Origin of the sequence: Acidithiobacillus sp. HP-11, assembly GCF_015100075.1 — a bacterium.
GTDB lineage: Bacteria > Pseudomonadota > Gammaproteobacteria > Acidithiobacillales > Acidithiobacillaceae > Acidithiobacillus > Acidithiobacillus thiooxidans.
Map to the genome: position 1 here is coordinate 36,878 of NZ_JACKYY010000011.1, position 24,829 is coordinate 61,706.

A 24,829-nucleotide genomic window follows, 5' to 3' on the forward strand; every position below is an offset into this window, starting at 1 on the left:
GCCAGCAAAATGTGACAGTTTGATGAAAGTGGATGGCGTGTATGCCTCTGCGCGAATGGGGAGATACGGGTGCTGAATTTGGTTGGTTTTGAATATAAAGAACTTTTTACAGATGAGGGCATTGCGCGCCTAGATCAGGAATTTTTTGCGAGTCTCAATAAATCAGATAGTGCCCTTGCCGAAGCCCTGCATGATTACCGGGCTCAGGGTTTGCTTCCGGCGAGCAAGGCACAAAGCGAATTTCTGCTGCGCCTGGCTCCCCATGTGGAACAGTTTATTACCCGCTTATTCGCCCTGGAAAAAGAAGTGGCCGAACTACAGGCACAAACCCGCAGTCATGATGTGGTCATGGAATTCAAAAAGCATTTTGTGCTGCGTCGCGCCCGGCGTTATCGCGGAGAATTTCCGGAGACTTTTGCGGATTTGGATCAATGGCTGGATAGCCAGATACGCCAACGCGCCTGGCCCGATACGGATCGTGAGTGGGCGATTTCCCGGCTTGGTGAAGATTGGCTCAAGGATGAAAATACCCATGCTGAGGAGATTCAGCGCCTGACCCAATGGTGTGCCCTGATTCTTCAGGACCCCCAGGCAGCTCTGGCGGTTACGGGGTGGTCGAGCTTCCGTTTGCCCCAGCGCGTAGATCATGAGGCCCTCGTGCCACTCAAAAAGCTCGATCAGGTGCCCGGTACGCCATTTGTAGCGCCCGACGGTACCCTGCGTCGCCGCGACAGTTTTCATCTGACGGATTTGCGCATGGACCCGCGCAGTGTGCAGAGCGAAGTCCATTATTGTCTCTATTGTCATGATCATGATGGCGATTTTTGCTCCAGGGGATTCCCCGAGAAAAAAGGGGTACCGGAACTGGGCCTGAAGGTTGATCCTCTGGGCGTGACCCTGACGGGCTGTCCCCTCGAAGAAAAAATTTCGGAAATGCAGATTCTCAAACGGGACGGACTGAATCTGGCGGCATTGGCCATGGCCATGGTCGATAATCCCATGGTTCCCGCTACCGGCCATCGCATCTGCAATGACTGCATGAAAGCCTGTGTGTACCAGAAGCAGGACCCGGTCAACATTCCGCAGGTTGAAACCCGCATTTTGACGGATGTCCTCAACCTCCCCTGGGGGATTGAGCTGTATGATTTGCTGACCCGCTGGAATCCCTTGCGCGCCGTTCAATTTGCGGCACAACCGTATAATGGGCGCAAGGTGCTGGTGGCAGGCATGGGGCCGGCGGGGTTCACCATGGCTCAACACCTGCTGCAGGAAGGCTGTGCGGTAGTGGGTATTGATGGACTGAAAATCGAACCGCTGCCGGAAGCCTGGCTGTCCGCGCCGATTCGTGACTGGAGCACCTTGCAGGAAGACCTGGACGAGCGGATTCTGCTGGGTTTTGGCGGGGTGGCGGAATATGGTATCACCGTGCGTTGGGACAAGAACTTTCTCAAACTCATTTATCTGACTTTAGCCCGGCGTCCCGGCTTTCAGATTTTCGGGGGCGTGCGTTTGGGTGGCACCATCACCCTGGAAGATGCCTGGTCTCTGGGGTTTGATCATGTCTGTATTGCCACGGGTGCGGGTTTGCCCAGGGTGGTTCCTATGGGCGAAAGTCTGGCGCGGGGCATGCGTCAGGCCAGTGATTTCCTCATGGCCCTGCAGCTGACTGGTGCCGGGAAAAAGAGCAGTCTCGCCAATTTGCAGGTACGCTTGCCCGCAGTGGTCATTGGTGGTGGTCTCACAGCGGTGGATACTGCCACCGAAGTGCAGGCCTATTACATTCGTCAGGTTGAAAAAGTCCTTGAGCGTTATGAGCAGATGTCCCAGCGCGGCGGGGAGGAAAAAATGCGTGCCGGACTTTCTGCCGAAGACACGGAAATTCTCGAAGAATTTCTTGCCCACGGGCGCGCCGTTCGCCAGGAAAGGAAACGCGCGCAGGAAAGCGGAGAATCCCCGAATTTTGTCCCCCTGATTCAATCCTGGGGCGGGGTCACGCTGGCTTATCGCAAGGGTATGCGGCAATCCCCGGCTTATACGCGCAACCATGAAGAATTGATCAAGGCCATGGAAGAAGGCCTGTATTACGCAGAGGGTCTGGATCCTCAGCGTGCCGAACTGGATACCTATGGACACATCTCCCACATGGTATTCCGGCAGATGCGTGAAGCCGAAGGTCGTTGGCTGAGCAGTGACCAGGAGTTGCGTTTACCAGCTCGTGCGGTGTTTATTGCGGCGGGAACCGTACCGAATACCATTTATGAAAGAGAGTATCCCGGTACCCTGCTGCTGGATGGGGATCATTTTCAGACCCATGTGGCCCACGGCAAGAGTGCTCTTCAGGCTGTGCAGGTGGCTGAACACTGCAAGGCACCCGAAGCCGGCCCGTTTACTTCCTATACAGATGAGCAGGCGCATCGTGTCAGTTTCATTGGTGATACCCATCCGGTGTTTCATGGCAGCGTGGTCAAGGCCATTGCCTCGGCAAAAGCCAGTTATCCGCAGGTCGTGCACGGTCTTAACGCCCTCGCTCCGGTAACCCAACATAAGCTGCCGGACTTTCAGGAAAACTTGCGGGATTTGCTGACCATGCGCGTGCTGCGCGTGGATCGCAGTAATCCGGCGGTAACCGAAATGTGGATTAAAGCCCCTCTGGCCGCCCGCAATTTCCGGCCGGGCCAGTTTTTCCGTCTGCAGACTTTTGAAAGCCATAGCCCGGTTGTGAATAATACCCGCCTGCAGATTCCGGTTCTGACCGTCAGTGGTGCCGGCGTTGAAGAGGATGCAGTGCGTCTGATGGTACTGCAGTGGGGAACCGGGCCGCGTCTTGTAGGGAGCCTGGAACCCGGTGATCCCTTGATATTAATGGGTCCCACTGGAGCACCGACGGATATTCCCCAGAATAAAACCATTCTGGTGGTGGCAGGACGCTGGGGCGCTGCGGTCATGCTGGATATCGGTCCAGCGCTCCGCGCTGCGGGTAATCGGGTCCTGTATGTCGCCGCTTTGGGTAAAGCCAGCGAACTGGATAATCAGGCGGAACTGGAAGAAGCGGCGGATCAGATTATCTGGTGCACGGGGAGTGGTCCGCTGATTGCAACCCATCGTCCTCAGGACTTGAGTGTCGAAGCCAGTGATATGGTGGAGTTGTTACGTGCTTACGGAGCCGCCGAACTTCCCGGTCAGAGCACGGTGCCGGGGGCGGTAGCCTTGGATCAGGTGGATCGCTTGATGGTCATGGGCTCTACTGGATTATTAAAAGGCTTTCAGCAGGCCCTGAAAGGATCTCTCAGTGCTTATTTCCGCAGTGATCTGGAAGCGGTAGCCACAGTAGGTAGCCCGATGCAGTGTATGCTCAAAGGCGTCTGCGCCCAGTGTTTGCAGTGGCAGATTGATCCGGAAACCGGCAAACGGACCAAAGCGGTATTTTCCTGCGCCGGCCAGGACCAGCCCCTGGCATGGGTGGATCTGGATAATCTGACGGCACGCCAGACCCAGAATCGCTTGCTGGAAAGAATATCCAGTCAGTGGCTGGATCATTTACGCGCTGAGAGTAATTAGCCTAAAAACGGCAGTTGCCGTGGGTGCTTTTTGCTCCATTGTTCCTTGCCTGTTGTACTAAGGCTCATCCTGCTGTCAGGAGAGAACTCGCCTTGCGGGCTCAAACAGCTCTCCTGACGGGCGCAGGATTTCACCAAGAACAACAACGGCTCAAAACAAAAGTCGCTGCAAAGCACCCACGGCAACTGCCGTTTTTAGGATTAAAGCTAATTACAGCCAAAAGCGACAGTTGGCCTTGATGGTATTTTGCAGCGACTTTGACCCGAGCCGCTTTTAGGTTAAATAATAGGTGAAAAAGCAAAAACTACAATTAATTAAGACATGCTGTCATGGTAAGGACCATATACTTCACCGCTGGGTTTACTGGGAAGTATCAGCATGATCAGCAATGCTATGGCTCCTATATAAGGAACCAGATTGATGAGTATCCACCAGCCGGACATCCCAATATCATGCAATCTGCGAATTTGCCCACCCAGCGTAGGCAGCAGTAATGCCAGGTAATAAATACCGATGATTGCGATTGCCAGATCTGTATTTTTCATGGCAGATAGTAAGAGCACAATAAATGTGAGTGCGAGGGCTATCAGGAAATTCATCAAGGTAAACCACCAAAATTCGGCACGAGCCATTCGTCCATGAAACTGAAAATAATTATTTTTGACCACATTCAGATAAGCATTGACCATCTGCATGCACTATTCTCCCTTAGCCTGTTGGTTTTATTGTAAAAAACTTAATGCTGATCAGGAAATAGGATGTTCAGCTCCAGCACCTCAAAGTCGCCTTTGCGTTCCATACTGACCTTGATGTTGTTTTTATCCACGGGAATATACTTGGCGATAACCGTTAGTAATTCTTCTTGCAGGGCAGGTAAAAAATCAGGTCCCCCTTCTTCCCTTTCATGGGCAAGAATAAGTTTTAAACGGTCTTTGGCCACATTGGCCGTTTTTTTCCGGGAACCGAGAATATAATCAAGTATGGACATGTCAGCCTCCAAAAAGCTTTTTGAAAAAACCAACTTTCGGAGCCTGAATAAATCGGAGGGGTTTTTCTTCGCCCAGGAAGCGGGCTACTACATCCTTATAGGCTTCAGCCACATCGGTGTTTCCCATATGCACGGCGGGAATACCCTGGTTGGAAGCCTGCAGCACCACTTCTGACTCGGGAATGACACCCAGCAGTGGTGTCCTCAATAATTCCTTGATGTCTTCCAGGGAAAGCATTTCACCGTCTTCCACCCGCTTGGCGGAATAACGGGTCAACAACAAATGTTCCTTGACGGGTTCTTCTCCCTGTTCGGCTCGACGTGAGCGTGCAGCAAGAATCCCCAGAATCCGATCGGAGTCGCGTACTGAAGAAACTTCCGGGTTGGTGACGACAATCGCCTCATCCGCATGATACAAGGCCATCAGCGCTCCTGATTCAATGCCAGCCGGCGAATCACAGACAATATAATCAAAGTCTTTGCGCAGTTCGTCCATAACCGTAGTAACCCCTTCAACGGTCAAGGCATCCTTATCGCGGGTTTGTGAGGTGGGGAGCACATACAGGTTTTCGCAGTGTTTGTCCTTGATCAGGGCCTGCTGGAGCTTTGCCTCACCCTGAATGACGTTGATGAGATCGTAAACTACCCGACGCTCGCAACCCATGATGAGATCAAGATTGCGTAAGCCCACGTCAAAATCTATGACGACCGTTTTATACCCGCGCAGCGCGAGGCCGCTGGCAAAAGCTGCGCTGGTGGTGGTTTTGCCGACGCCACCTTTTCCTGAAGTTATGACGATTATTTTGGCCACGTTTTTTTCTCCGGATCATTATGAATTTAAGGGGGTAATATGCAGTTGCTCGTCCCGGCTGTAAACCTGCGCAGGCTTTCCCCAAAGGGGGTGGTCCGGTTCGAGGGTCCGATATAATCCTGCGATGGAAACCAGTTCTGCCTCCAGTGCCATGCAAAATATACGGGCATTTTCATCTCCGTTGACTCCGGCCAAAGCGCGACCTCGCAGCGGTCCGTAAACATGAATGTTGCGGTCAGCGATGATTTCCGCTCCGGCGTTGACGGTTGCCATACAGACCAGATCGCCATTACGCGCGTAATTTCGTTGCCCACTGCGCACCGGGTGTTCAATCAGCAGGCCGGCAGATGGTGCTGGGCTGGGAGCAGTGGACGGCTGGCTTAAGGTTGCTTCGGGTTTTGCCGGAGTGCGCTGGGCTTGTCCACGCAATAGCGGAAGGTGAAGGGATGTAGCCAGCAGCTGATGGGTTGTTGCGGCATTGCGAATGCCTACGGGCAGCCAGCCTGCAGCCCTTAATACCGTGATGATTTTTTCGAGAGCCAGTGGGGCTTCTTCAGGAATGCCGCTCAGATCCAAGACCAGCGGTGATTCCTGATGGAATGCCGCAGCAGCAGGATGACGGCGGTGTTCTTCGTCAATGCGCGCCTTGAGCAAGGCCGGGTCATTACTTTCCAACTGTAAAACAGAAAGTGTAAAGACGCTTCCACTCAAGCGTAAGGGGGAAAATTCGGGAGAGCCCGCTTCTGTTTTTTTAGCAGACATGTTTCACGTGAAACATTTCATGATCTCCGATCAGTTTTCTTTCAGCAGTGGGCGTTTATCCGTTTTGCCGTTCCAGGTTTCTGCATCGGGTAGAGCACTTTTCTTGCGCAAAATGACAGGCCATTTTTTGGTGAGTTCAGCATTTATGGCGGTGAAGTCGCGCTGGCCTTCCGGCACCTCGTCTTCGGCAAAAATGGCATCTGCCGGGCATTCGGGAATACAGGCGGCGCAGTCAATACATTCGTCAGGATCAATAACTAGAAAATTGGGGCCTTCATGAAAGCATTCAACAGGACACACTTCTGCGCAATCGGTGTATTTGCACTGGATACAGTTTTCGGTAACGACGTAAGTCATGGGTTGTCTACTTTTTTACTGGCGCGCTTGCGTGCTGCGGGCGCGGGTTTGTCGACGGTAGTTGTTGAGGCCTTGGTGGTTTTTTTGGCTGTGGTTTTCTTTGCAGAAGCCGTTTTTGTGGTCTTTTTAGCGGGACTTTTCACTGTTTTGCTGGCGGCGTTGCGCGCCGGAGCTTTGGCGGGCGCGGCGCGTTTTTCCCGGGGAGGAGGCGGCGTATAGTCAACCAGCAGTGCTGCAATTTCTGCTTCACTGGCAGTCACCTGAAAATGGAATCCACATTCTTGCTGAGGACAGGCAAGTTGTTCTCCCAGTCGTTTTCCACTTTTTTCAATCATGATCGGCCAGGCACAACGTGGACAGGCTTTGGCAACCGGTGGTCCCCAGACGGCGTAAGTGCATTTTGGATAAGTATTGCAGGAATAAAATACTTTGCCATAACGGCTGCGCTTTTCTACCAGTTCGCCTTCTCCACATTGCGGACAGGTGACGCCGGAAGACTTGGGCTGGGTCAACGGTTCAATGTGCTTACATTCCGGATAACCACTACAGGAAATAAAGCGCCCGTAGCGCCCGGTTTTATACACCAGAGGTTTTCCGCAGTCGGGACAGTCGCGTCCAACGGGTTCAGGGGCTTCCCGGGGTCCGTCCACAGGACGGGTGTATTTGCATTCGGGGTATCCTGAACAGGCGACAAAACGACCATGCCGTCCAAGGCGCAGAAATAGTGGCTTTCCACATTCAGGACAATTTTCGTCCATGGCTTCGCTGGTGGCTTCGGCGCGACTGACGTTGGCTTTTTCATCCAGCAAGGAGCGAAATGGTCCCCAAAATTCGTTCAGTACCGGCCGCCATTGCTTTTCGCCACGGGAGATGGCATCCAGCTCATCTTCCATACCTGCGGTAAAGTTGTAGTCCACATAACGCTCAAAATGATTGGACAGAAAGCGTCCAACGACTCTGCCCAGATCGGTGGGCCTAAAGCGACGTTGTTCCGTTTCTACATATTCGCGATTTTGCAGGGTCTGAATAATGCTGGCGTAAGTAGAGGGCCTCCCGATGCCATGGGCTTCCAGAGTTTTTACCAGCGTCGCATCACTGTAGCGGGGTGGCGGTTCGGTAAAATGCTGTTCCGGATCTACGCCCTGGACCTGCGGCTGGTCGCCTTGTTCCAGAGGCGGGAGAATACGATTATTTTCATCTTCGTCCGTATCATCTTTCCCTTCCAGATAAACCGCCATGAAGCCGGGGAAAGTAACGGTCGAACCGTTGGCACGTAGCGTCCAGTGGGTCCCGGCATCCATGTCTACAGCGACCATATCCAGGCGGGCCGGAGCCATCTGACAGGCGACGCTGCGTTTCCAGATCAGATCATATAGCCGCCACAAATCCTTTTCGAGAATACCCTGCAGCATTTCCGGCGTTCGACTGATGTCCGTCGGGCGCACAGCTTCATGCGCTTCCTGGGCATTTTTGGTTTTGGTTTTGTAACGACGTGGGCTTTCAGGGACAAATTCATGACCATAATGCCCGTCGATGAAACCGCGAATATCGGCAATGGCTTCTTCGGAAAGGTTGACGGCATCCGTACGCATGTAACTGATCAGGCCGACGGTTTCACTCCCAATGTTTATGCCTTCATAAAGCTGCTGGGCGACGCGCATGGTGCGGCTGGCGTTGAAACCCAGTTTGCGGGAGGCTTCCTGCTGCAGGGTGGAGGTTGTAAAAGGCGCGGCAGGCTGACGTTGCCGGCTTTTACGCTCCACTTCGCGGACCCGAAGCGCTTGCTGCTGCATATCCGCTTCCATACTACTGCGTATGGATTCTGCCTGGGTTTCATTGTTGATATCAAATTGTTCCAGTTTTTTGTTTTGCCAGTGCGTCAAACGCCCGGAAAACTCGCTATCGGCGTGCAGCAGGCGTGCCGCAATCGTCCAATATTCCTGGCTGACAAATGCTTCAATTTCGTCTTCCCGCTCGCAGATCAGACGCAGGGCGGCGCTTTGCACCCGACCGGCAGAAAGGCCGGGACGCACTTTGCGCCACAGCAGCGGTGACAAATTGAAGCCCACCAGATAGTCCAGGGCGCGCCGGGCCTGTTGGGCATTGACCAGATCCATGGCGATTTCACGGGGATTGGCAATGGCTTCCTGCACGGCCTTTTTGGTGATTTCGTGAAAAACCACGCGCTGGGCGGGCTTGTTTCCCAACTGCTTGCGCTCGCGCAGCAGTTCTACCAAATGCCAGGAAATGGCCTCGCCTTCGCGGTCCGGATCGGTGGCGAGCCATAGTTTATCAGCCTTGCGCAATGCCTTGATAATGGCTTCTACATGTCGTTCATTGCGCTCGATGGCTTCATAACGCATGGCAAAATCCTGCTCAGGATCAACGGCCCCTTCTTTGGGGCGAAGATCACGAACGTGACCATAAGAGGCCAGAACTTCAAAATCATCCCCGAGATATTTCTGGATGGTTTTGGCTTTGGCAGGAGATTCGACAATTACGAGCTGATGGGCCATAGGTCAGTGCAGTATCCGGGTTCCGTCTGTGTCCAGTAAGGCGTCTACCCAGAGTGCTTCCGGGCCGGGATCGTTGGCCATTACCATGAAGGCAACCCAGTCAAGGGTTTCCATATCCATATCCTCAAGGTCGAGGGCCAGTAAACGATCAATGATCCGCTCCCGCATGGCGCCGTTAATGACGCCCAGGCGTTCCCAGTCATGCAGTTGACCGCGTGCTGCCACAGAAAGGTTCTGCAGCTCGTAGGGATGATAGGCGCGCAGCGCTCGGGGACTGGTATCTTCCTGTTCTTCAACAGCAAAACCCTCCATCCAGTCGAGGGCGCGCTGAATGTCCGCGTCGGGAAAACCCACGGCACGAAGATGATCTTCAATGACCGCGTCGTCTTCGTCGTCGAGGTGATCCAGTAGGTATGTAATTATGTCTATGACGTCTTCCATGCCAGAGCCTTCAGGGTGCAGGAGGGAGGCGACAGAACCGGCCGCCGGGGCTGGCCGTGAGGTAACCTGATATTTCCATTTCCAAGAGGATGGCCGAAAGCTCGCCCAGCGTCAATCCACAACGCGCAGCAATTTCTTCTGCTGTCAGCGGATCAAAGTCCATTGCCGCCCAGACTTTCGCCTGATGGGGATCGTCAGGTCGCCAATGATCCGCTGATGTTACCGGTCGGGCCTGGCATAATGCGCCAAATAGCGGCCCCAGCTCGCTCAACACATCCTCGGCACTTTCCACCAGTTTGGCACCGTCACGAATCAGACGATGCGGACCCCGGGACAGCGGTGAGTGGATCGAACCGGGTACCGCAAATACTTCTCGCCCCTGCTCCATAGCCAGGCGGGCAGTAATCAGGGAGCCGCTGTTTTCTGCCGCCTCAACAATCAGTACCCCCAGACTGAGTCCGCTGATGATGCGGTTGCGACGTGGAAACAGGCCACTATGCGGTCCGGTTTCCGGGGCCTGTTCACTGACGAGCAGGCCATGCTCGATAATCTGGTGCGCTAACTGTAAATGCGTGCGCGGATAAATCAGATCGGCACCGGTGCCCAGTACGGCAACAGTGCCGCTGACTAGTGCACCGCGATGGGCGGCAGCGTCAATGCCCAAGGCCAGGCCACTGGTAATGATCAGCCCGGTTTCACCAAGACTACGGGCAAAAGCCTCGGCGGTAGCTGCCCCTACAGCCGTTGCCGAGCGGCTGCCGACAATAGCCAGCATGGGCTGGTTCAGACAGGAACGCTGTCCCCGAATAAATAACAGGGGCGGTGGGTCGGGAATTTGTCGCAGCAAAGGCGGATAATCGGGATCCGTCCAGCGACATAAATCCGTATCGGGACTATTCAGCCAGCGCCGGTCAGCAGGACGGATAAGGTCTTCGGGGTCTTTTTGCAGAGCCTGGATTTGCTTTGCGGACAAACCGAGGTCTTGTAACAGGCCGGCCCCCGTTTGAAAGCAGGCGGCGGCATGGCTAAATCGCTCCAGTAAAGCCTGTTGCCGCTGTGGCCCCAAACCGTTAATTCGGCAAAGTGCCAGCCAGGCGGCATCAGACATTATTTTTGCACAGTGCCATCGGCTGAGGCAGGACTGTGAATTGCATCCCCCAGGCGGATGCTCCGACTGGCCATGGTGATGACTGCATAGGAAACCGAGGGGAAAACCCGGAACACCATGATATCGCCGATGGTTTGGTCCGGCAGTGTAAAGGCCTTGCCGGTAACCGCATTGGTCGTTACCCCGCTACGCTGGATCTGCAGGATATTACCGGGCTTGAGATCATCCCGGGCACCCTGATCAATGATGACTACCTGACCGACGGTCAGCGCCGGGTTCCCATCCAGTTGGCCAATGATATGACCCGCGACAGCATGGAGGGGTGCACTGGGAAAATAATGAGGGATTGCCGTCGTGACGACGGGTACCAGGCGTGCACCAAGATCAATTTCTTTGCGGAGTTTGGTGATTTGCACCGCAGCGTGATGACCACTCTGGGTGACCGTCACTTGCCCCAGGTCTTCCAGAGCATAGCCTAAAGAACGATGGGTTTTGGCCTGGAATAACTCCGGTCCCAGGGTGACGACTTGGTAGCGGCTGCCAACAGAGGCTTTTTCCAGTCCGACTGTGTAGAGCGTATCCCCGGTCACATAGGTGGGTCTTTGCTTGGCGGCTGCAGCCAGATAAGGCAGTTGCGCGAAGACTTTTTTACTGTCGATTACTCCGGGAGTACCGAGAAAGGGCATCACTTCACCAGTAGAAACCGAGGGTACAGCCTCTTTCGACATTTGTGGACGCAGCTCCACAAAATTGCTTCCGTTTTCACTGAAAGACGATGCGAGACCCAGTTCGGGTTCACCATTGGCCCCATAGTGGATGACAATGCGATCGCCGGGATAAATCAGGTTGGGGTTTTGAATGTAGGGATTTTTGTGCCATATCTGTGGCCACTGCCAGGGATGAACCAGAAAATGGCCGGCAATGCCCCAGAGGGTATCTCCAGGTTTTACGGTATAACTTTGTTGTGTGCGCAGTTGAATACCGGCAGGCGCCGCCTGGGCCATTACCGGGGCCAGGGCGCTCAGGCCAAGGGTAAAAACAAGGTTGCGCCATATGTGTTTGTACATGTAATGATCTCCGCTGGACTTCCGCAGGGGATAGTATTAGTCCAAGATACGTTTTTTGCCGGATAGCCCTTCATTAATTTGGTGGTAAAAATGTCGCTCCTGAAAATACTCGAATTTCCCGATCAGCGCCTCAAGAATATGGCGCAGCCTATTGTCCGGGTGGACAAGAAGGTTCAGCAGCTTGCCGATGACATGGCGGAAACCATGTACGATGCTCCGGGGATCGGTTTGGCGGCTCCTCAGGTGGCCGCCGGACAACGCCTGATTGTCGTGGATGTTTCTGAAAATCGCAATGATTTGATGGTGCTGGTGAACCCCGAAATCATCGCCCATAGTGGCGAGGAAGAAATGAAAGAAGGTTGTCTGTCGGTTCCCGGGGTTCTGGAAACGGTTCGGCGGGCCGAAAAAATTACCCTGCGGGCAACGACCGTACAGGGGAAACTCATTGAGCTCGAAGCTGATGGCCTGCTGGCGGTATGCATTCAGCATGAAATTGATCATCTCAATGGCACCTTGTTTGTGGATCATCTGTCGCGCCTGAAACAGAATCTGATCCGTCGCAAGGCGGAAAAGCGGGTGCGTCAGGGTGAGTAAACGCATTGTTTTTGCGGGAACTCCAGAATTCGCCCGCATCGTTCTTGAAGAATTACTGGCCGGTCCAGAGGTTCTGGTGGGGGTGTTGACGCAGCCCGATCGTCCTGCCGGGCGCGGTCGCCATCTGCAGGAAAGCCCGGTCAAGCAATTGGCCAGGGAGGCGGGTATTCCGGTTTTTCAGCCGGAGTCCTGCAAAACTCCCGAGGCTCTGGATTTATTGCGCAGCCTGCAGCCGGATCTCCTGATTGTCGTGGCCTATGGACAGATACTTCCGCAGACAGTTCTCGATACACCCCGCCTTGGCGCCATTAATGTCCACGCCAGTCTGTTACCCGCCTGGCGTGGTGCCGCCCCCATTGCCCGCGCCATTGCTGCCGGAGACGCGGAAAGCGGGGTGGCCATTATGCAAATGGAAGCAGGGCTGGATTCCGGACCGGTGCTGAACGTACTTACCTGTCCCATAAATCCTGAAGACACGGCGGCCAGCCTCCATGATCGTCTGGCACTGCTGGGCAAAGCCGCCTTGCGGCAGGCTCTGGACGCGCTCTGGGCAGGGACCGCAACAGCACTGGTTCAGGATGAAAGCCGGGTAAGCTACGCGCGTAAGCTGAAGAAAGAAGAAGCCTTGCTGGACTGGCAGCTTCCCGCTGCAATGCTGGACCGTCAGGTGCGCGCCTTTAATCCCAGCCCCATTGCGCATACGCTGTTTCGGGAGAAAGGATTGCGCGTCTGGCAAGTCAGACCGATAGCGGCAACGGTGGATATTGCGCCAGGAAGCATCACCGCCATCCACAAGGAGAGTTTCACGGTAGCCTGTGGTGACGGGCAACTCGAATTGTTGCTTTTGCAACCGGCGGGCAAGGGAAAACTCAGCGCGGGAGATTTCATCCGTGGATATCATCCTGTGCAGGGAGAAAAGTTGGGATGAGTAAAAAACCAAATCACCAGGGAAGCCCCGGCATGCCCGGCGGAACCCTGCTGCGGCAAGCGGCCATCAAGGTATTGCAAGCCGTGGATGAAGGAGAAAAAGTCGATCAGGCCCTGGCCGCTACGACAGTCAGCGGCCCGGAGCGCGCCACATTGCAGTGGCTGGTGCTGGGAACCTTGCGGGAATATTTGTTACTGCAGAAATTATCCGGATTACTGCTGCGCAAAAGCTGGCGGGAAGAAGACCAGAATCTGGGTTTTCTTCTGCATCTGGCACTTTTTGAATTGCGGCATGGACAGCGCCCCGCTTTTGCGGTGGTGAACGATTGGGTGGAGATGGTTGAAACACTCCAGAAAACCTGGGCTAAGGGTCTGATGAATGCGGTTTTGCGCCGCTTTCTGCGTGAACGTGAAGCCCTGGAAGCGCAACTAGCGGATCCTGATCTGAGTCATCCGGCCTGGCTGGCCGCGCGCCTCAGGGAAGCCTATCCGGAAGAATGGTCAGCCATAGCCGCCGCCAACAATCGTCCCGCACCCCTCTGGCTGCGCGTCAATACGCAGCGGGTCAGCCCCGAAAACTACCGCGAGTTGCTGCTGGCACAAGGTTTGTCCTGTCATGGAGTGGACTGGAGTGACGCCGCTCTTTGTCTTCCCGAAAGCATTCCGGTCGCCACGCTTCCGGGTTGGGACGCGGGCTGGGTGGCCGTGCAGGATGCGGCAGCCCAGATGGCCGCGCACATTCTGGCTCCCCAATCCGAAGAACGAATACTGGATGCTTGTGCCGCACCGGGAGGAAAAACTGCGCATCTTTGGGCATTGGGCGCACGCCGTCTGGATGCCTTGGACCGCTCTGCAGAACGTCTCCAGAAATTACGGGAAGCGCTATTCCGGCAGGGGGCTATTGCCCATCTGCAGGCTGCCGATGCCGGTGATCCGGAAAGCTGGTGGAATGGTGAACCATATGACGCCATTCTCCTGGATGCGCCCTGTACGGGCGTTGGCGTCATTCGCCGGCATCCCGATATCCGCCTGCGCCGTCAAGCCGAAGATGTCCAGCAGGCCGTGGCCCAACAGCAACGCCTTCTGGAGGCATTATGGGGTTGTTTGCGCCCCGGCGGTCGTCTTCTTTATGCGACCTGTTCGATTCTGCCCGAAGAAAATCTGTTGCAGATTCGGGCGTTTCTGGCACGCCACGAGGATGCCCGCCAGCAGGCCCATCCCCTCACCGGACAACATTTGCCGGGTCAGAACGACATGGATGGTTTTTACTATGCCCTCCTGGTGAAAGCTGAATGACCTCTGTGCCGGTTTTTGCGCAAGCGGGTGGCATGATGCGCAAGCGCGGCGCGGTTTTGCTGGGCCTGATCCTGGTCTTGTGGTGTTTTGTGGGTTCTGGCTGGGCTTTGGCAGGTACCGCGTTTCACGTGGAACAGTTACAGGTCGCGCCGGAAATGAACCGGGTGAAAATCAATGCTCAGGTGCAAATCACTAAAGAAGACCTGCTGCAGGAAATTCTCGATCAGGGCCAGACCCTGATCTGGGTCGTGAAAGCGGAATGGCGGGAACCCGAACCATTTTCCTTTATTACCGGTCTGGGCACCCATGTGCAAAAAGAAACCCGCTGGCAAATTCACTATTATCCGCTGACCAACCAATACGCACTGAAAAATGCAGCAGGCACCCTGCGCTTATTCAATCATTGGCAGGATGTTGTCAGCGTCTTGAAGCAGATTCATGATTTCGAATTGCCTTTGCAACAGGGCGCGGCACGGGGACGGGTAGCGCTGCGGGTTTATGTGGATATACAGGCGCTGCCCGTCCCTCTGCGCCTGCGTGCATTGCTCGATCACTGGAAACTGGAGTCCCCATGGACCGTCAGCGCGCTCCTTTCAAACTGAGAAACTGGTTACGCGCCCTGAGTGCCGGCGCTGCACCGGAGCGCCAGAAGGTTGGCCCCCGCTGGGGCGCCATTTTATTGCTTCTGGCCATTTTAGGCTTTCTGGCGATCAATTTTTTTACCAGCGCGGGCGGACCCCTAAGCCGCTATTTTGTCCCTATGCTGGTCATTTCAGCAGGCATCGTCCTTTTTTTGCTGGTTTTGGTGCTGGTTTCCGTGGTGGCGCTATTGGTCCGGCTGCGTCGGGGAGAAGTAGGCAGTCAGCTCGCCACGCGTTTGGTGATCATCATCACCTTGTTGAGTTTTCTGCCTGCGGCCGTGGTTTTCGGGTTTTCCTGGCAGTACCTGAATCGGGGGGTCGATTCCTGGTTCAGTTCGGCCGTGCAAAGTGCTCTGGACCAGGCTTTGAATGTAGCCAAGGCCGGCATTGACCGTTATCGCAATTCGACGCTGCTTGCCGCCGAGAGCATCGCCCAGGCTTTGGTGGGTGAATCAGACAGTAACGCCATCCTCACCGTCATTGCCTTGCGTGATCAGTACCATTTGAGCAGCGTCACCCTGTTTTCCAGTAATAACCGGATTATTGCCACCAGCAGTAATAATCTGGCCCTGGCACCGCGTCTGCCGCGTCAGGAAATTCTGTCCATGGAAGAAGGACACCCTACCGCAAATATTGAACCGGAAGCCGATGGCAGCCTGCTGGTCAAGGCGCTGATTCCCGTTCTGAGCCCGCATCTGGGTGAAAGTAACCGCATGCTCTATGTGGAGCAGCCCATTCCCGAACAGCTTACCAAGGCGGCAGAAGCCGTACAGGTGGCTTATACCCGGTACCATCAGCTCATGCTGATGCGTGAGCCCATGAAAACGGCTTTTCAGCTCAGTCTGGCCGTAGCGCTGCTCCTGGCGGTTTTGTCTGCGGTGTGGATGGGGCTGCATCTGGCCCGGCGGCTGACGGCCCCTATTGCCCGGCTGGCTGCAGGCACCCAGGCCGTAGCCCGGGGCGAATTTATCCCCCTGCAAACCATTGCCAGTCAGGATGAGTTGGGCGTTTTGCTGCACTCCTTCAACAATATGACGCGCCAGCTTGCCCGCGCCAAACAGCAGGCGGCCGCCGCTCAGGAGCAGGCAGAGCAGCGCCGGCTCTATCTGGAAACCATGTTGGGACAATTATCCAGCGGCATTCTCACCTTTGATGGCGAGCATTGTCTGGCAGAAATCAATGCGGCAGCTGTCCAGATTCTGCAGGAAGATTTACCCAAGGGCCGGGCTTTGCAAGAACTGCAGGACGGGGCCGTTCTCGAACCGCTCTGGAAGCTGGTGACCGAGTGGGTGGAACATCCCCGCACCGGCATGCAAAAAGAGCTGCAGCTGGAACGCAGTGATGGACCGCAAACCCTGATCGTACACGGTGCGCAATTTGCCGACGAAGCGGGCAGCAAGGGCTTTGTTCTGGTGTTTGATGACATCAGCACCCTGGTTTCCGCCCAGCGCAGCGCCGCCTGGAGCGAGGTAGCCCGCCGTCTGGCCCATGAAATCAAAAATCCGCTGACGCCCATCCAGCTTTCAGCCGAACGCCTGCGCCGCAAATATCTGGAGCGTCTGGGTGATGAAGGTGAAACCCTGGATCGGGCGACGCGAACCATTATTCATCAGGTGGATGCCCTGAAAGTGCTGGTAGATGCTTTCTCCGAGTATGCCCGGCAACCGCAAATCGAGCTTCGGCCGCTGGAGATCAATCCTTTGATTCTCGATGTTCTGGACCTCTATCGAGGGCAGGAAAATGGTATTGAAATCCGTGCGGAGCTGGCTGCGGATCTGCCCAGTATTCGCGCGGATGTGCATCGCCTGCGCCAGATTCTCAACAATTTACTGCGTAACGCCATGGATGCCCTGCAAGGTACGGAACAAAGTCCTGCCGGAAAACATATTCTGATTCGCACCGGCTTGACGGACAGCGGCTCGGCAAAGATGCTAGAGTTGAGCGTAATGGATGACGGTCCTGGTTTTCCGGCAGAACTCCTGGCCCGGGTATTTGAGCCCTATGTGACCAGCAAGGTCAAAGGTTCGGGCTTGGGCCTGGCCATTGTCCGCCGCATTGTCGAAGAGCATGGCGGAGTGATTATTGCCGATAATCAGGGCGTTAATGGTGGCGCGCGGATTGTGATGGATTTCCCCCTGGGTTGACCGGGACTTTCTGGAGGTGGCATGGAAGCGGCAAGATTGAAGATTCTGATCGTCGATGATGAACCCGATATCTGCCAGACCCTGGCGGATATTCTCGAAGATGAAGGGTATCAGGTACAAACGGCAGGGAGTGCGGCGGCGGCAGAGGAATTTCTGCGCGACCAGATGGTGGATCTGGTCCTGCTGGATATCTGGATGCCCGGTGAAGATGGCATCACCTTGTTGCGGCGCTGGGCGGATGCGGGTCTGGAGCAGCCCGTGGTGATGATGTCCGGACACGCCACCATTGAAACCGCCGTCCAGGCCACCAAGCTGGGTGCTTATGATTTTGTCGAAAAGCCGCTGTCTTTGGACAAAACCCTGCTGACGGTTGCCCACGCCCTGGAGGCCAGCCGCCTGCAGCGCGAAAATCGCGACCTGCGTGCCCAAACCGGCTGGGTAGAACGGCCCAGTGGGGATAGTCCGGCCATTCGTCAGTTTCGGGAACAGCTCACCCGGGTCGCTGCGGTAGACTCCTGGGCCCTGTTGCTCGGCGAAGCGGGAAGCGGCAAGGAAGTTGCGGCCCGTTATCTGCACCGGCAGAGCCGTCGGGCACAGGGGCCTTTTGTGGACCTGCGTGCTGCCGCCATTGCCCGGCCCAATGTGGCTACGGAACTTTTTGGTAATGAAACCCAGGGCAAACTCATCCGTGGACGTCTGGAAGTCGCCCATGGCGGGACTCTGTTCATCGACGAAATAGCCGATATGGATCTGGAAACCCAGGCCCGTCTGTTTTCAGCCTTGCAGGAAAAACGCATCATCCGGGTGGGGGGCAGTACCCCCGTGCCGGTCGATGTGCGGGTCATTGCCGGCAGTGCCCATGATTTATCCCAGGCTGTACAAAACGGCCAGTTTCGCAGTGACCTGTACTATCGGCTGAGTGCCTTGCCCTTGCGGGTCCCGCCCTTGGCGGCGCGAACGGCGGATATCCCGGTACTCATTGAAGAATTTGTGCGTTTTTATGGTGCCCGGGATGGTCTGCCCGGCCGCCGTTTTGCGCCGGACAGCATGGATGTTCTCAACCACTATCCCTGGCCGGGGAATGTTCGCGAACTGCAAAATCTGGTGGAACGCCTGCTGATTCTGGCTGAAGGTCCGGAAATCAGCGCGGCAGAAATCGAAGGCGCGCTGGGTCTGGATAACCGCATGGCTCTCGCCAACAGCAACTTCGACGAGGACGACTTCGGCGGCACCCTCAAACGGGCCCGCGAACGCTTTGAACGGGCTTTTCTTGAGTATCATCTGGCGCGCAATGACTGGAATATTGCCCGCACCGCTGAAATCGTCGGGCTTGAACGTACCCATCTGTATCGTAAGCTGAAAAATCTCAGCATTGCCCTCAAGGGCGAAAGAAGAGTTGGCGAAGACGGCGAAGAAGAGGATTGAATTCAATACCAAAAACCCGCTCTATTGCGGATTCCTGTGATCCTGCTTAGAGTGGGCGCAATATTTTTAGCTACAGGAAGCCCGTTATGACCCAGCAAAATACTTTGCCCACCAATGCCCCCGAGTTTTGTGCGGGAATGCTCTACTTTGGTGAGAACTGGCCGGATTTCGACGAATACGGCAAATCCTCTGCCATTGCTGCGGATCATAAGGCGATTGCGAACCCCCAGGCACGGGAGGCGGTGTACCAGTCGCTGTTGTTGGCCGATGCTCTGCGTTATTGCACGCTGCAGGTCTGTACCGCCAAGTCGTCCGGCCATCCCGGGGGTTTTGCCTCCAGCGCGGAGGCCTATGCGGCCATGGTCATGCTTGGTCATACCAACATTGTCACGGAAGTGGGGCACCACGCGCCCGGCTTTTACAGTGCCATGTTTCTCGACCGCTCCCTGGAAGCCATGGGTATTCAGAACATGAATGACATGATGGCGCGCTTCCGCGAACAGCATGGTCTGCTGGGTCATCTCTCCGGCGCCATTCCGGGTCTGTTGGCGCCTGCCGGTCCGCTGGGACAGGGGCAACATTTCGCCATGGCCGGTGCGCTGCTGCATCCCGGCACGCTGTTCCCGGTCACCATCGGCGATGGTGGCTTTGGCGAACCGTATGTACTGAGCTCCATGAAACATTTTCACTTTGCCTATCCCCGGGTGACCAACTATCTGCCGATTCTGGTCTGGAATGGTTTCAGCCAGGAACATCATTCCATGGTCTCTCTGATGAGCAACGAGGAAATGATGGCCTACTGGCGGGCGCATGACTTTGATGAGGTCATTCTGGTTGATGCCAAGGATTATGATGATGCCGGACAGGAAGGCGCCTATGTGGATTCCACGCGTTTCTCCTTCGGGCAACGCATGGCTTTCATGGAAGCGGTCCTGAGTGCTGCCGCCAAGGCCGCGCAAAATGCCTTGAATGGTCGTCACACCGCTTTCATCCTCAAACAGTTGAAGGGTGCCGGGGTGCATGTCTCCGGTGCCAAATCCCACAATTTGTATCCCAAGGACACTTTTGAGTCACCGGAAATCAAAGCTGCTTTGCAAAAGCGCGCGCTGAGTCCGGAGGCCTGGGCGCTGGTCCGCGACAATTTCTCCCGTGCCGGAGGGGGTCCTGCTGCCAAAACAGCGGTGACCGAGCATGTGCTGGAAATCGCCCAATTGGGTGAGTTTCCTTTGCAGGATTTTGCCGTCGGAGAACAGGTCGTGCCGGCCACCGCCATGGGCGCACTGGTCGCCTGGCTGGGACAGCAGGACCCGCGCTTTGTGGTGAGCAATGCCGATGGTAATGAAGCTTCGGCCATGAAGAACATTAATGATGCCCTGAAAATCCGCCATCCCACGGAAGATCCGCTCTACAACCAGCAGCCTGGAGGGCAGGTGTACGAGCCCCTCAACGAAGATGCCTGCGCGGGTCTGGCAGCGGGTCTGGCCCTGTTTGGCAGTCGTTCCCTGTGGTTATCCTATGAGTCCTTTGCCATCAACGGCTGGCCGATTATGCAGACAGTGGGTCAGGCGATGGCCGAGCTACGCCGCAAGACTCCCTCTACGGTATGCATGTTCACGGCGGGAGCTCTGGAGCAGGGTCGCAACGGCTGGACTCACCAACGTCCGGAAATCGAAAACTATTTCGCCGCGCAAATGCGCAATGGCAATGTGTTTCTGCTCTATCCCACGGATGCCAACGTCATCCAGGCCGCCTATGAATACGCCGTGAATAGCGTCAACAAGTCGATGATTATCATTGCCTCGAAAAGCCCGCTGCCCGTGCATCTGAGCATGGCCGAAGCGCGTGCGGCAGTCCGCAAGGGCGCGGCAGTTCTATATGAAGGGGCTGGCGGCACGCGCGGCACGGTAACTTTTGCCGTCACCGGTGACATGGTGTTGATGCCGGTGTTCGCCGCCCGCGAGATCCTGGAAAAAGAAGGGTACGGGGTGCGCATTGTTTCCGTCATCAATCCCCGTCAGTTGTATCGCCCCTCGGATGTGGCTGCGCATACCGTATCCGAGCCGGATACGGATTTCATGGCTGATGCGGAATTCCACCAGTTGTTTGCCGGCGACATGTTACTGACCATCGGCGGTGGCGGTTCCGGAGCGCTGGAGCCGGTGCTCTTACGCAGTCGCGCGGCGTATCGCGATACCCTGGCCTGGCAGCGCGGTGAAACCACCGCCAGCGCGGGTGAACTGATGGCTTTCAATGGGATTACGGCGGATGCCATTCTCAGCAAGGTGCGGAGTTTTGGTGGGCAGTAATCCCCGGGAAACCCGTACCAAAATCATCGTCATTGATGATGATCCCACCGGCTCGCAGACGGTCCATTCCTGCCTGCTGCTGACCCGATGGGATCCTGAGACCCTGCGGGAAGCCTTGCAGGATGATTCCCCGCTCTTTTTTGTTTTGAGTAATACCCGGGGCATGAGCGCCGTCCGTGCCGAACAGGTCACCCGGGAAATCTGCCGCAACCTGCATGTGGCTCTGGTGCAGGTGGCCAATAACGGACAGCCGGTGCAACCGTTGCTGGTGAGCCGTTCGGATTCGACCTTGCGCGGCCATTATCCGGTTGAAACTGATGTGATGGCTGAGGAGTTGGGACCTTTTGATGCGCATTTTCTGGTTCCGGCATTTTTTGAAGGAGGGCGCATTACCCGTGACAGCACCCATTATGTCATCCAGAACGGGGTAGAAGTTCCCGCCCATGAAACCGAATTTGCCCGGGATTCGGTGTTTGCCTTTCAGCATAGTTATCTGCCCGATTATGTGGCCGAAAAAACCCACGGACGCATTCCTGCGGAGCAGGTGCAACGCTTGCGTCTGGCGGACTTGCGCGCCGGTTGCCTACCGCAGCTTTTGGCACTCAAAAATAATACCTGTGTGGTCGTGGACGCCGTGGAAGCGGCAGATCTGCACACCTTTGCCCGGGATTTGCGGGCTGCTGCCGGGCAGGGCAAGCGTTTTCTGTTCCGGAGTGCGGCCAGCTTGCTGACCGCACTGGCCGATCTGCCGCCCCAGCCGGTATCTGCGGAAAACATGGCACAACTGGTACGCGGGGGTAAAGCCGGAGCCATTCTGGTCGGTTCTCATGTGCGTAAAACCACCGAGCAGCTCAGCCGCTTGCTGGAGGAATCGGGTCTGCAAGGACTGGAGGTAGAGGTGGATGCCTGCAGCGGGGAGGCGGGCAAGAAGCAGTTAACCCATCTTCTCGATCAGGCTGCCAGGCTTCACGCTCAGGGCCTGGATCTGGTGATTTTTACCAGCCGCAGTGAACGCCAGTTTGCCGATCAGGCGACACGTTTGGCTTTCGGTGAAACCGTATCGGCTTTTCTCATGGATCTGTTGCGTGGTCTGCCCGAAGATCTGGGTTTCCTCATCAGCAAGGGTGGTATCACGTCCAATGATGTTCTGAGTAGCGGGCTGGCGCTGCGCAAGGCGCGGGTCATGGGGCAGATTTTGCCCGGCTGCTCTGTGGTTCAGTGTCCGCATGATCATCCACGCTATCCTGATCTGCCGGTGGTGATATTTCCCGGTAATGTCGGGGATGCCGAAAGTCTTGCCTTGGCACGCCGTCGCCTGCGCGGTCGGTGACGGGCGCAACTCATGGCGGGCAGTCCTGATTCCGAGCATGCCGCATTTCTCAGCGCCCTCCGCGCCCTATTGCCGGACGATGGCCTGCTGACGCAGAGCGAGGACCTGCATCCTTACGAATGTGATGGTTTGTCGGTGCTCAGGGAGCTGCCTCTGGCGGTGGTCCTCCCCCGTCATCGAGCAGAGGTACAGGCTGTTCTGAAAATCTGTCAGCAGTATGGTGTAGCGGTGGTTCCCAGAGGGGCGGGCACCGGCTTATCCGGTGGCGCTCGTCCCAACGCCGGGGCCATTGTGCTTTCCCTGGCGCGGCTCAGGCAGATTCGGGCGCTGGACACCAGCAACCGTACGGCCCGGGTGCAGCCGGGGGTGCGCAATCTGGCCATCAGTGAAGCAGCGCGGCCCATGGGGCTGTACTACGCGCCGGATCCTTCCTCCCAGATCGCCTGTACCATTGGCGGCAATGTGGCAGAAAATTCCGGTGGGGTACATTGTCTGAAATACGGCTTGACGGTCCACAATGTGCTGGCTTTGGAAGTGCTGGATGTATCGGGTGAACGTCTGGAAATCGGCAGTCAGGCGCCCGACAGTCCCGGCTATGATCTGCTGGCGCTGATGATGGGTTCGGAAGGATTGCTGGGTATCGTGACCGAATGTACGTTGCGCTTGCTGCCGGTTCCCGAAAATACCCTGGTATTGCTGGCGGCTTTTGCCTCGGTGGTGGCGGCAGCAGACGCGGTGAGTGCCATTATTGCGGCAGGAATCATTCCTGCCGGGCTGGAAATGATGGACCAACTCGCCATAGAAGCCGCCGAAGATTTTGTGCATGCCGGTTACCCGCGCGATGCCGCTGCCATTTTGCTCTGCGAACTGGATGGGACCGAGGCAGAACTTCAGGAACGCCTGCGCGCCGTGGAAAAGTTGTTACAGCGGCAAGGGGCCACCAGCATCCGTATTGCCGCTGATGCCGAAACCCGGCTGTTACTCTGGAAAGGCCGTAAGGCCGCGTTTCCGGCGGTGGGTCGTCTGGCCCCGGATTATTACTGTATGGATGGGACCATCCCGCGCAGGCGTTTGGCGGAAGTGCTCGAACAAATCGCGATCTGGTCCGCCGAATATGGTTTGCGGGTCGCCAATGTGTTTCATGCTGGCGATGGCAACCTGCACCCGCTCATCCTCTATGACGCCAATGTGGAAGAACAGTTGCATGCTGCAGAAGCCCTCGGTCAGCGCATTCTGGAACTGTGTGTGGCGGTCGGCGGCAGTATCACCGGAGAGCACGGTGTCGGCGTAGAAAAACTGGACAGCATGTGCGCCCAGTTTACGCCTGCCGAGCTGGCTCAGTTGCACCGCATCAAGGCGGCCTTTGATCCCGAAGGGCGACTGAATCCGGGCAAGGCGGTCCCCAGTCTGCATCGCTGCGCAGAACTGGGTGCCATGCATGTGCATCATGGTCAATTACCTTTCCCGGAACTGGAGCGCTTTTAAGATGGATCAGCGCGAGCGTTTGCAGGAACAGGTCCGCGAAGCCTTTCAGCAGTCGCGTCCCCTGCAGATTCAGGGGGCCGGGACCAAGCGCTTTTACGGCAGAAAAACTGCTGATGCGGAACCGTTGCTATTGCGGGAGCATCAAGGGATTGTGGATTACGAACCCAGTGAACTGTTTGTGACCCTGCGAGCCGGGACAAGCCTGCAGACCTTGCAGGAACAGTTGGCCGAAGCAGGCCAGATGCTGCCCTTCGAGCCGCCTTTTTTCGGGGCGGAAGCTACCATCGGTGGCACCCTGGCCTGTGGTTTTTCCGGACCAAGGCGGCCTTATGCGGGTTCTGCCCGGGATTACGTGCTGGGTGTGCACATGCTCAATGGTCTGGGAGAATCCTTGCGCTTTGGCGGACAGGTCATGAAAAATGTGGCGGGCTATGATGTATCCCGTCTACTGGTAGGGTCTTTGGGTACCCTCGGCATTTTGCTGGAAGTGACGCTCAAAGTGTTGCCGCGTCCCGAGCGGGAGCTGACACTGGTACACGACACCGACATGGCTACAGCCATTGTCCGGATGAATCAATGGGCGGGCCAGCCCCTGCCCTTGTCAGCCAGTGCCTGGGATGGGGCCCACTTGTACCTGCGTCTGTCGGGGACGGAGAAAGCCGTCGCAGCGGCGCAGAGCAAAATCGGTGGAGCGGTGTTGGACGAAAACGACGGCATCCTTTTCTGGAAAAATCTGCGTGAACATCGCCATGTATTTTTTCAGGGAAGCGCGGCACTCTGGCGGCTGGCCGTAGCACCTGCCACGCCCCCCCTGGCCCTGCCCGGACAGATGCTTATTGAATGGGGTGGTGGACAGCGCTGGCTGCGCGGTCAACGGGATGCCAGCGCCCTGCAGACGCTGGCGGCTGGGCATGGCGGACACGCCACCCTGTTTCGCGGCGGTGACCATGCCAAAGAGGTGTTCCAGCCTTTGCCGCCAGCCCTGTTCGCCCTGCATCAACGCCTGAAAAATGCGTTTGATCCGCACGGTATTTTGAATCCTGGTCGCCTGTACGCGGCCCTATAGAGAAGCC

General features: G+C 56.2%; 20 protein-coding genes. 11 read left to right on the forward strand and 9 right to left on the reverse strand.

Annotated features, from left to right (window positions below; translation table 11 throughout):
• The first annotated feature begins 69 nt into the window (after positions 1 to 69).
• The gene (locus tag H7F08_RS05080) at positions 70 to 3,558 is read left to right on the forward strand and encodes an FAD-dependent oxidoreductase (RefSeq protein ID WP_193640018.1); all 3,489 of its coding nucleotides are present in this window, start codon (positions 70 to 72) and stop codon (positions 3,556 to 3,558) included.
• 314 nt (positions 3,559 to 3,872) lie between these two features.
• On the opposite strand, the gene H7F08_RS05085 is transcribed toward H7F08_RS05080, so the two are convergent.
• Genes H7F08_RS05085 through H7F08_RS05125 form a run of 9 tightly spaced genes read right to left on the reverse strand, consistent with a single transcriptional unit; the run spans position 3,873 to position 11,608 of the window.
• The gene (locus tag H7F08_RS05085) at positions 3,873 to 4,253 is read right to left on the reverse strand and encodes a DUF805 domain-containing protein (RefSeq protein ID WP_215866812.1); all 381 of its coding nucleotides are present in this window, start codon (positions 4,251 to 4,253) and stop codon (positions 3,873 to 3,875) included.
• A gap of 41 nt (positions 4,254 to 4,294) precedes the next feature.
• The gene (minE, locus tag H7F08_RS05090) at positions 4,295 to 4,546 is read right to left on the reverse strand and encodes a cell division topological specificity factor MinE (RefSeq protein WP_010640915.1); all 252 of its coding nucleotides are present in this window, start codon (positions 4,544 to 4,546) and stop codon (positions 4,295 to 4,297) included.
• Position 4,547: 1 nt separating this feature from the next.
• The gene (minD, locus tag H7F08_RS05095; RefSeq protein WP_193640019.1) at positions 4,548 to 5,357 is read right to left on the reverse strand and encodes a septum site-determining protein MinD; all 810 of its coding nucleotides are present in this window, start codon (positions 5,355 to 5,357) and stop codon (positions 4,548 to 4,550) included.
• An 18-nt stretch (positions 5,358 to 5,375) separates the two neighbouring features.
• Positions 5,376 to 6,119 carry a septum site-determining protein MinC gene (gene minC / locus H7F08_RS05100; protein ID WP_193640020.1) on the reverse strand — a complete coding sequence of 248 codons (744 nt, stop codon included), beginning with the start codon at positions 6,117 to 6,119 and terminating at the stop codon, positions 5,376 to 5,378.
• Positions 6,120 to 6,149: 30 nt separating this feature from the next.
• Positions 6,150 to 6,476 (reverse strand): ferredoxin FdxA, encoded by a 327-nt coding sequence (gene fdxA / locus H7F08_RS05105; protein ID WP_193640021.1) that lies wholly within the window; start codon positions 6,474 to 6,476, stop codon positions 6,150 to 6,152.
• The gene (gene topA, locus H7F08_RS05110) at positions 6,473 to 8,992 is read right to left on the reverse strand and encodes a type I DNA topoisomerase (protein ID WP_193640022.1); all 2,520 of its coding nucleotides are present in this window, start codon (positions 8,990 to 8,992) and stop codon (positions 6,473 to 6,475) included. The genes fdxA and topA overlap by 4 nt, the downstream gene beginning before the upstream one ends.
• Positions 8,993 to 8,995: 3 nt before the next feature.
• Positions 8,996 to 9,433, reverse strand: a complete 438-nt coding sequence (locus tag H7F08_RS05115) for a DUF494 domain-containing protein (RefSeq protein WP_024894351.1) — start codon at positions 9,431 to 9,433, stop codon at positions 8,996 to 8,998.
• Between the two features lie 10 nt (positions 9,434 to 9,443).
• On the reverse strand, positions 9,444 to 10,541 hold the full coding sequence (gene dprA, locus H7F08_RS05120; RefSeq protein WP_193640023.1) for a DNA-processing protein DprA: 1,098 nt from the start codon (positions 10,539 to 10,541) through the stop codon (positions 9,444 to 9,446).
• Positions 10,541 to 11,608 carry a LysM peptidoglycan-binding domain-containing protein gene (locus tag H7F08_RS05125; RefSeq protein ID WP_193640024.1) on the reverse strand — a complete coding sequence of 356 codons (1,068 nt, stop codon included), beginning with the start codon at positions 11,606 to 11,608 and terminating at the stop codon, positions 10,541 to 10,543. The genes dprA and H7F08_RS05125 overlap by 1 nt, the downstream gene beginning before the upstream one ends.
• A gap of 90 nt (positions 11,609 to 11,698) precedes the next feature.
• Here H7F08_RS05125 and def point away from each other — a divergent pair, with 90 nt between their 5' ends.
• From def to glcE, 10 genes are all read left to right on the forward strand, one after another.
• Complete coding sequence (def, locus tag H7F08_RS05130; RefSeq protein WP_031572699.1) at positions 11,699 to 12,202, forward strand: peptide deformylase; 504 nt, start codon at positions 11,699 to 11,701, stop codon at positions 12,200 to 12,202.
• On the forward strand, positions 12,195 to 13,130 hold the full coding sequence (gene fmt, locus H7F08_RS05135; RefSeq protein ID WP_193640025.1) for a methionyl-tRNA formyltransferase: 936 nt from the start codon (positions 12,195 to 12,197) through the stop codon (positions 13,128 to 13,130). Before def ends, fmt begins: the two co-directional genes overlap by 8 nt.
• Positions 13,127 to 14,425 (forward strand): 16S rRNA (cytosine(967)-C(5))-methyltransferase RsmB, encoded by a 1,299-nt coding sequence (gene rsmB / locus H7F08_RS05140; RefSeq protein WP_010640900.1) that lies wholly within the window; start codon positions 13,127 to 13,129, stop codon positions 14,423 to 14,425. The genes fmt and rsmB overlap by 4 nt, the downstream gene beginning before the upstream one ends.
• Positions 14,422 to 15,027, forward strand: coding sequence for a DUF4390 domain-containing protein (locus H7F08_RS05145; protein WP_193640026.1), 606 nt, complete (start codon positions 14,422 to 14,424; stop codon positions 15,025 to 15,027). Before rsmB ends, H7F08_RS05145 begins: the two co-directional genes overlap by 4 nt.
• The gene (locus H7F08_RS05150) at positions 14,997 to 17,210 is read left to right on the forward strand and encodes a sensor histidine kinase (RefSeq protein ID WP_031572710.1); all 2,214 of its coding nucleotides are present in this window, start codon (positions 14,997 to 14,999) and stop codon (positions 17,208 to 17,210) included. Before H7F08_RS05145 ends, H7F08_RS05150 begins: the two co-directional genes overlap by 31 nt.
• Before the next feature lie 21 nt (positions 17,211 to 17,231).
• Positions 17,232 to 18,635 (forward strand): sigma-54-dependent transcriptional regulator, encoded by a 1,404-nt coding sequence (locus H7F08_RS05155; protein ID WP_010640895.1) that lies wholly within the window; start codon positions 17,232 to 17,234, stop codon positions 18,633 to 18,635.
• An 86-nt stretch (positions 18,636 to 18,721) separates the two neighbouring features.
• On the forward strand, positions 18,722 to 20,941 hold the full coding sequence (locus tag H7F08_RS05160) for a phosphoketolase (protein WP_193640027.1): 2,220 nt from the start codon (positions 18,722 to 18,724) through the stop codon (positions 20,939 to 20,941).
• Positions 20,901 to 22,271, forward strand: a complete 1,371-nt coding sequence (locus H7F08_RS05165) for a four-carbon acid sugar kinase family protein (RefSeq protein ID WP_065974741.1) — start codon at positions 20,901 to 20,903, stop codon at positions 22,269 to 22,271. Before H7F08_RS05160 ends, H7F08_RS05165 begins: the two co-directional genes overlap by 41 nt.
• Before the next feature lie 12 nt (positions 22,272 to 22,283).
• On the forward strand, positions 22,284 to 23,756 hold the full coding sequence (locus H7F08_RS05170) for an FAD-linked oxidase C-terminal domain-containing protein (RefSeq protein ID WP_193640028.1): 1,473 nt from the start codon (positions 22,284 to 22,286) through the stop codon (positions 23,754 to 23,756).
• Position 23,757: 1 nt separating this feature from the next.
• Positions 23,758 to 24,822 (forward strand): glycolate oxidase subunit GlcE, encoded by a 1,065-nt coding sequence (gene glcE / locus H7F08_RS05175; protein ID WP_193640029.1) that lies wholly within the window; start codon positions 23,758 to 23,760, stop codon positions 24,820 to 24,822.
• Positions 24,823 to 24,829: the final 7 nt, after the last annotated feature.

Excerpts from the sequence above, each read along its gene's own strand:
- H7F08_RS05085 (WP_215866812.1), bottom strand. The coding sequence starts at position 4,253 with ATGCAGATGGTCAATGCTTATCTGAATGTGGTCAAAAATAATTATTTT.
- minE (WP_010640915.1), bottom strand. The coding sequence starts at position 4,546 with ATGTCCATACTTGATTATATTCTCGGTTCCCGGAAAAAAACGGCCAAT.
- minC (WP_193640020.1), bottom strand. The coding sequence starts at position 6,119 with ATGTCTGCTAAAAAAACAGAAGCGGGCTCTCCCGAATTTTCCCCCTTA.
- fdxA (WP_193640021.1), bottom strand. The coding sequence starts at position 6,476 with ATGACTTACGTCGTTACCGAAAACTGTATCCAGTGCAAATACACCGAT.
- topA (WP_193640022.1), bottom strand. The coding sequence starts at position 8,992 with ATGGCCCATCAGCTCGTAATTGTCGAATCTCCTGCCAAAGCCAAAACC.
- H7F08_RS05115 (WP_024894351.1), bottom strand. The coding sequence starts at position 9,433 with ATGGAAGACGTCATAGACATAATTACATACCTACTGGATCACCTCGAC.
- dprA (WP_193640023.1), bottom strand. The coding sequence starts at position 10,541 with ATGTCTGATGCCGCCTGGCTGGCACTTTGCCGAATTAACGGTTTGGGG.
- H7F08_RS05125 (WP_193640024.1), bottom strand. The coding sequence starts at position 11,608 with ATGTACAAACACATATGGCGCAACCTTGTTTTTACCCTTGGCCTGAGC.
- def (WP_031572699.1), top strand. The coding sequence starts at position 11,699 with ATGTCGCTCCTGAAAATACTCGAATTTCCCGATCAGCGCCTCAAGAAT.
- rsmB (WP_010640900.1), top strand. The coding sequence starts at position 13,127 with ATGAGTAAAAAACCAAATCACCAGGGAAGCCCCGGCATGCCCGGCGGA.
- H7F08_RS05145 (WP_193640026.1), top strand. The coding sequence starts at position 14,422 with ATGACCTCTGTGCCGGTTTTTGCGCAAGCGGGTGGCATGATGCGCAAG.
- H7F08_RS05150 (WP_031572710.1), top strand. The coding sequence starts at position 14,997 with ATGGACCGTCAGCGCGCTCCTTTCAAACTGAGAAACTGGTTACGCGCC.
- H7F08_RS05155 (WP_010640895.1), top strand. The coding sequence starts at position 17,232 with ATGGAAGCGGCAAGATTGAAGATTCTGATCGTCGATGATGAACCCGAT.
- H7F08_RS05160 (WP_193640027.1), top strand. The coding sequence starts at position 18,722 with ATGACCCAGCAAAATACTTTGCCCACCAATGCCCCCGAGTTTTGTGCG.
- H7F08_RS05165 (WP_065974741.1), top strand. The coding sequence starts at position 20,901 with ATGCCATTCTCAGCAAGGTGCGGAGTTTTGGTGGGCAGTAATCCCCGG.
- H7F08_RS05170 (WP_193640028.1), top strand. The coding sequence starts at position 22,284 with ATGGCGGGCAGTCCTGATTCCGAGCATGCCGCATTTCTCAGCGCCCTC.
- glcE (WP_193640029.1), top strand. The coding sequence starts at position 23,758 with ATGGATCAGCGCGAGCGTTTGCAGGAACAGGTCCGCGAAGCCTTTCAG.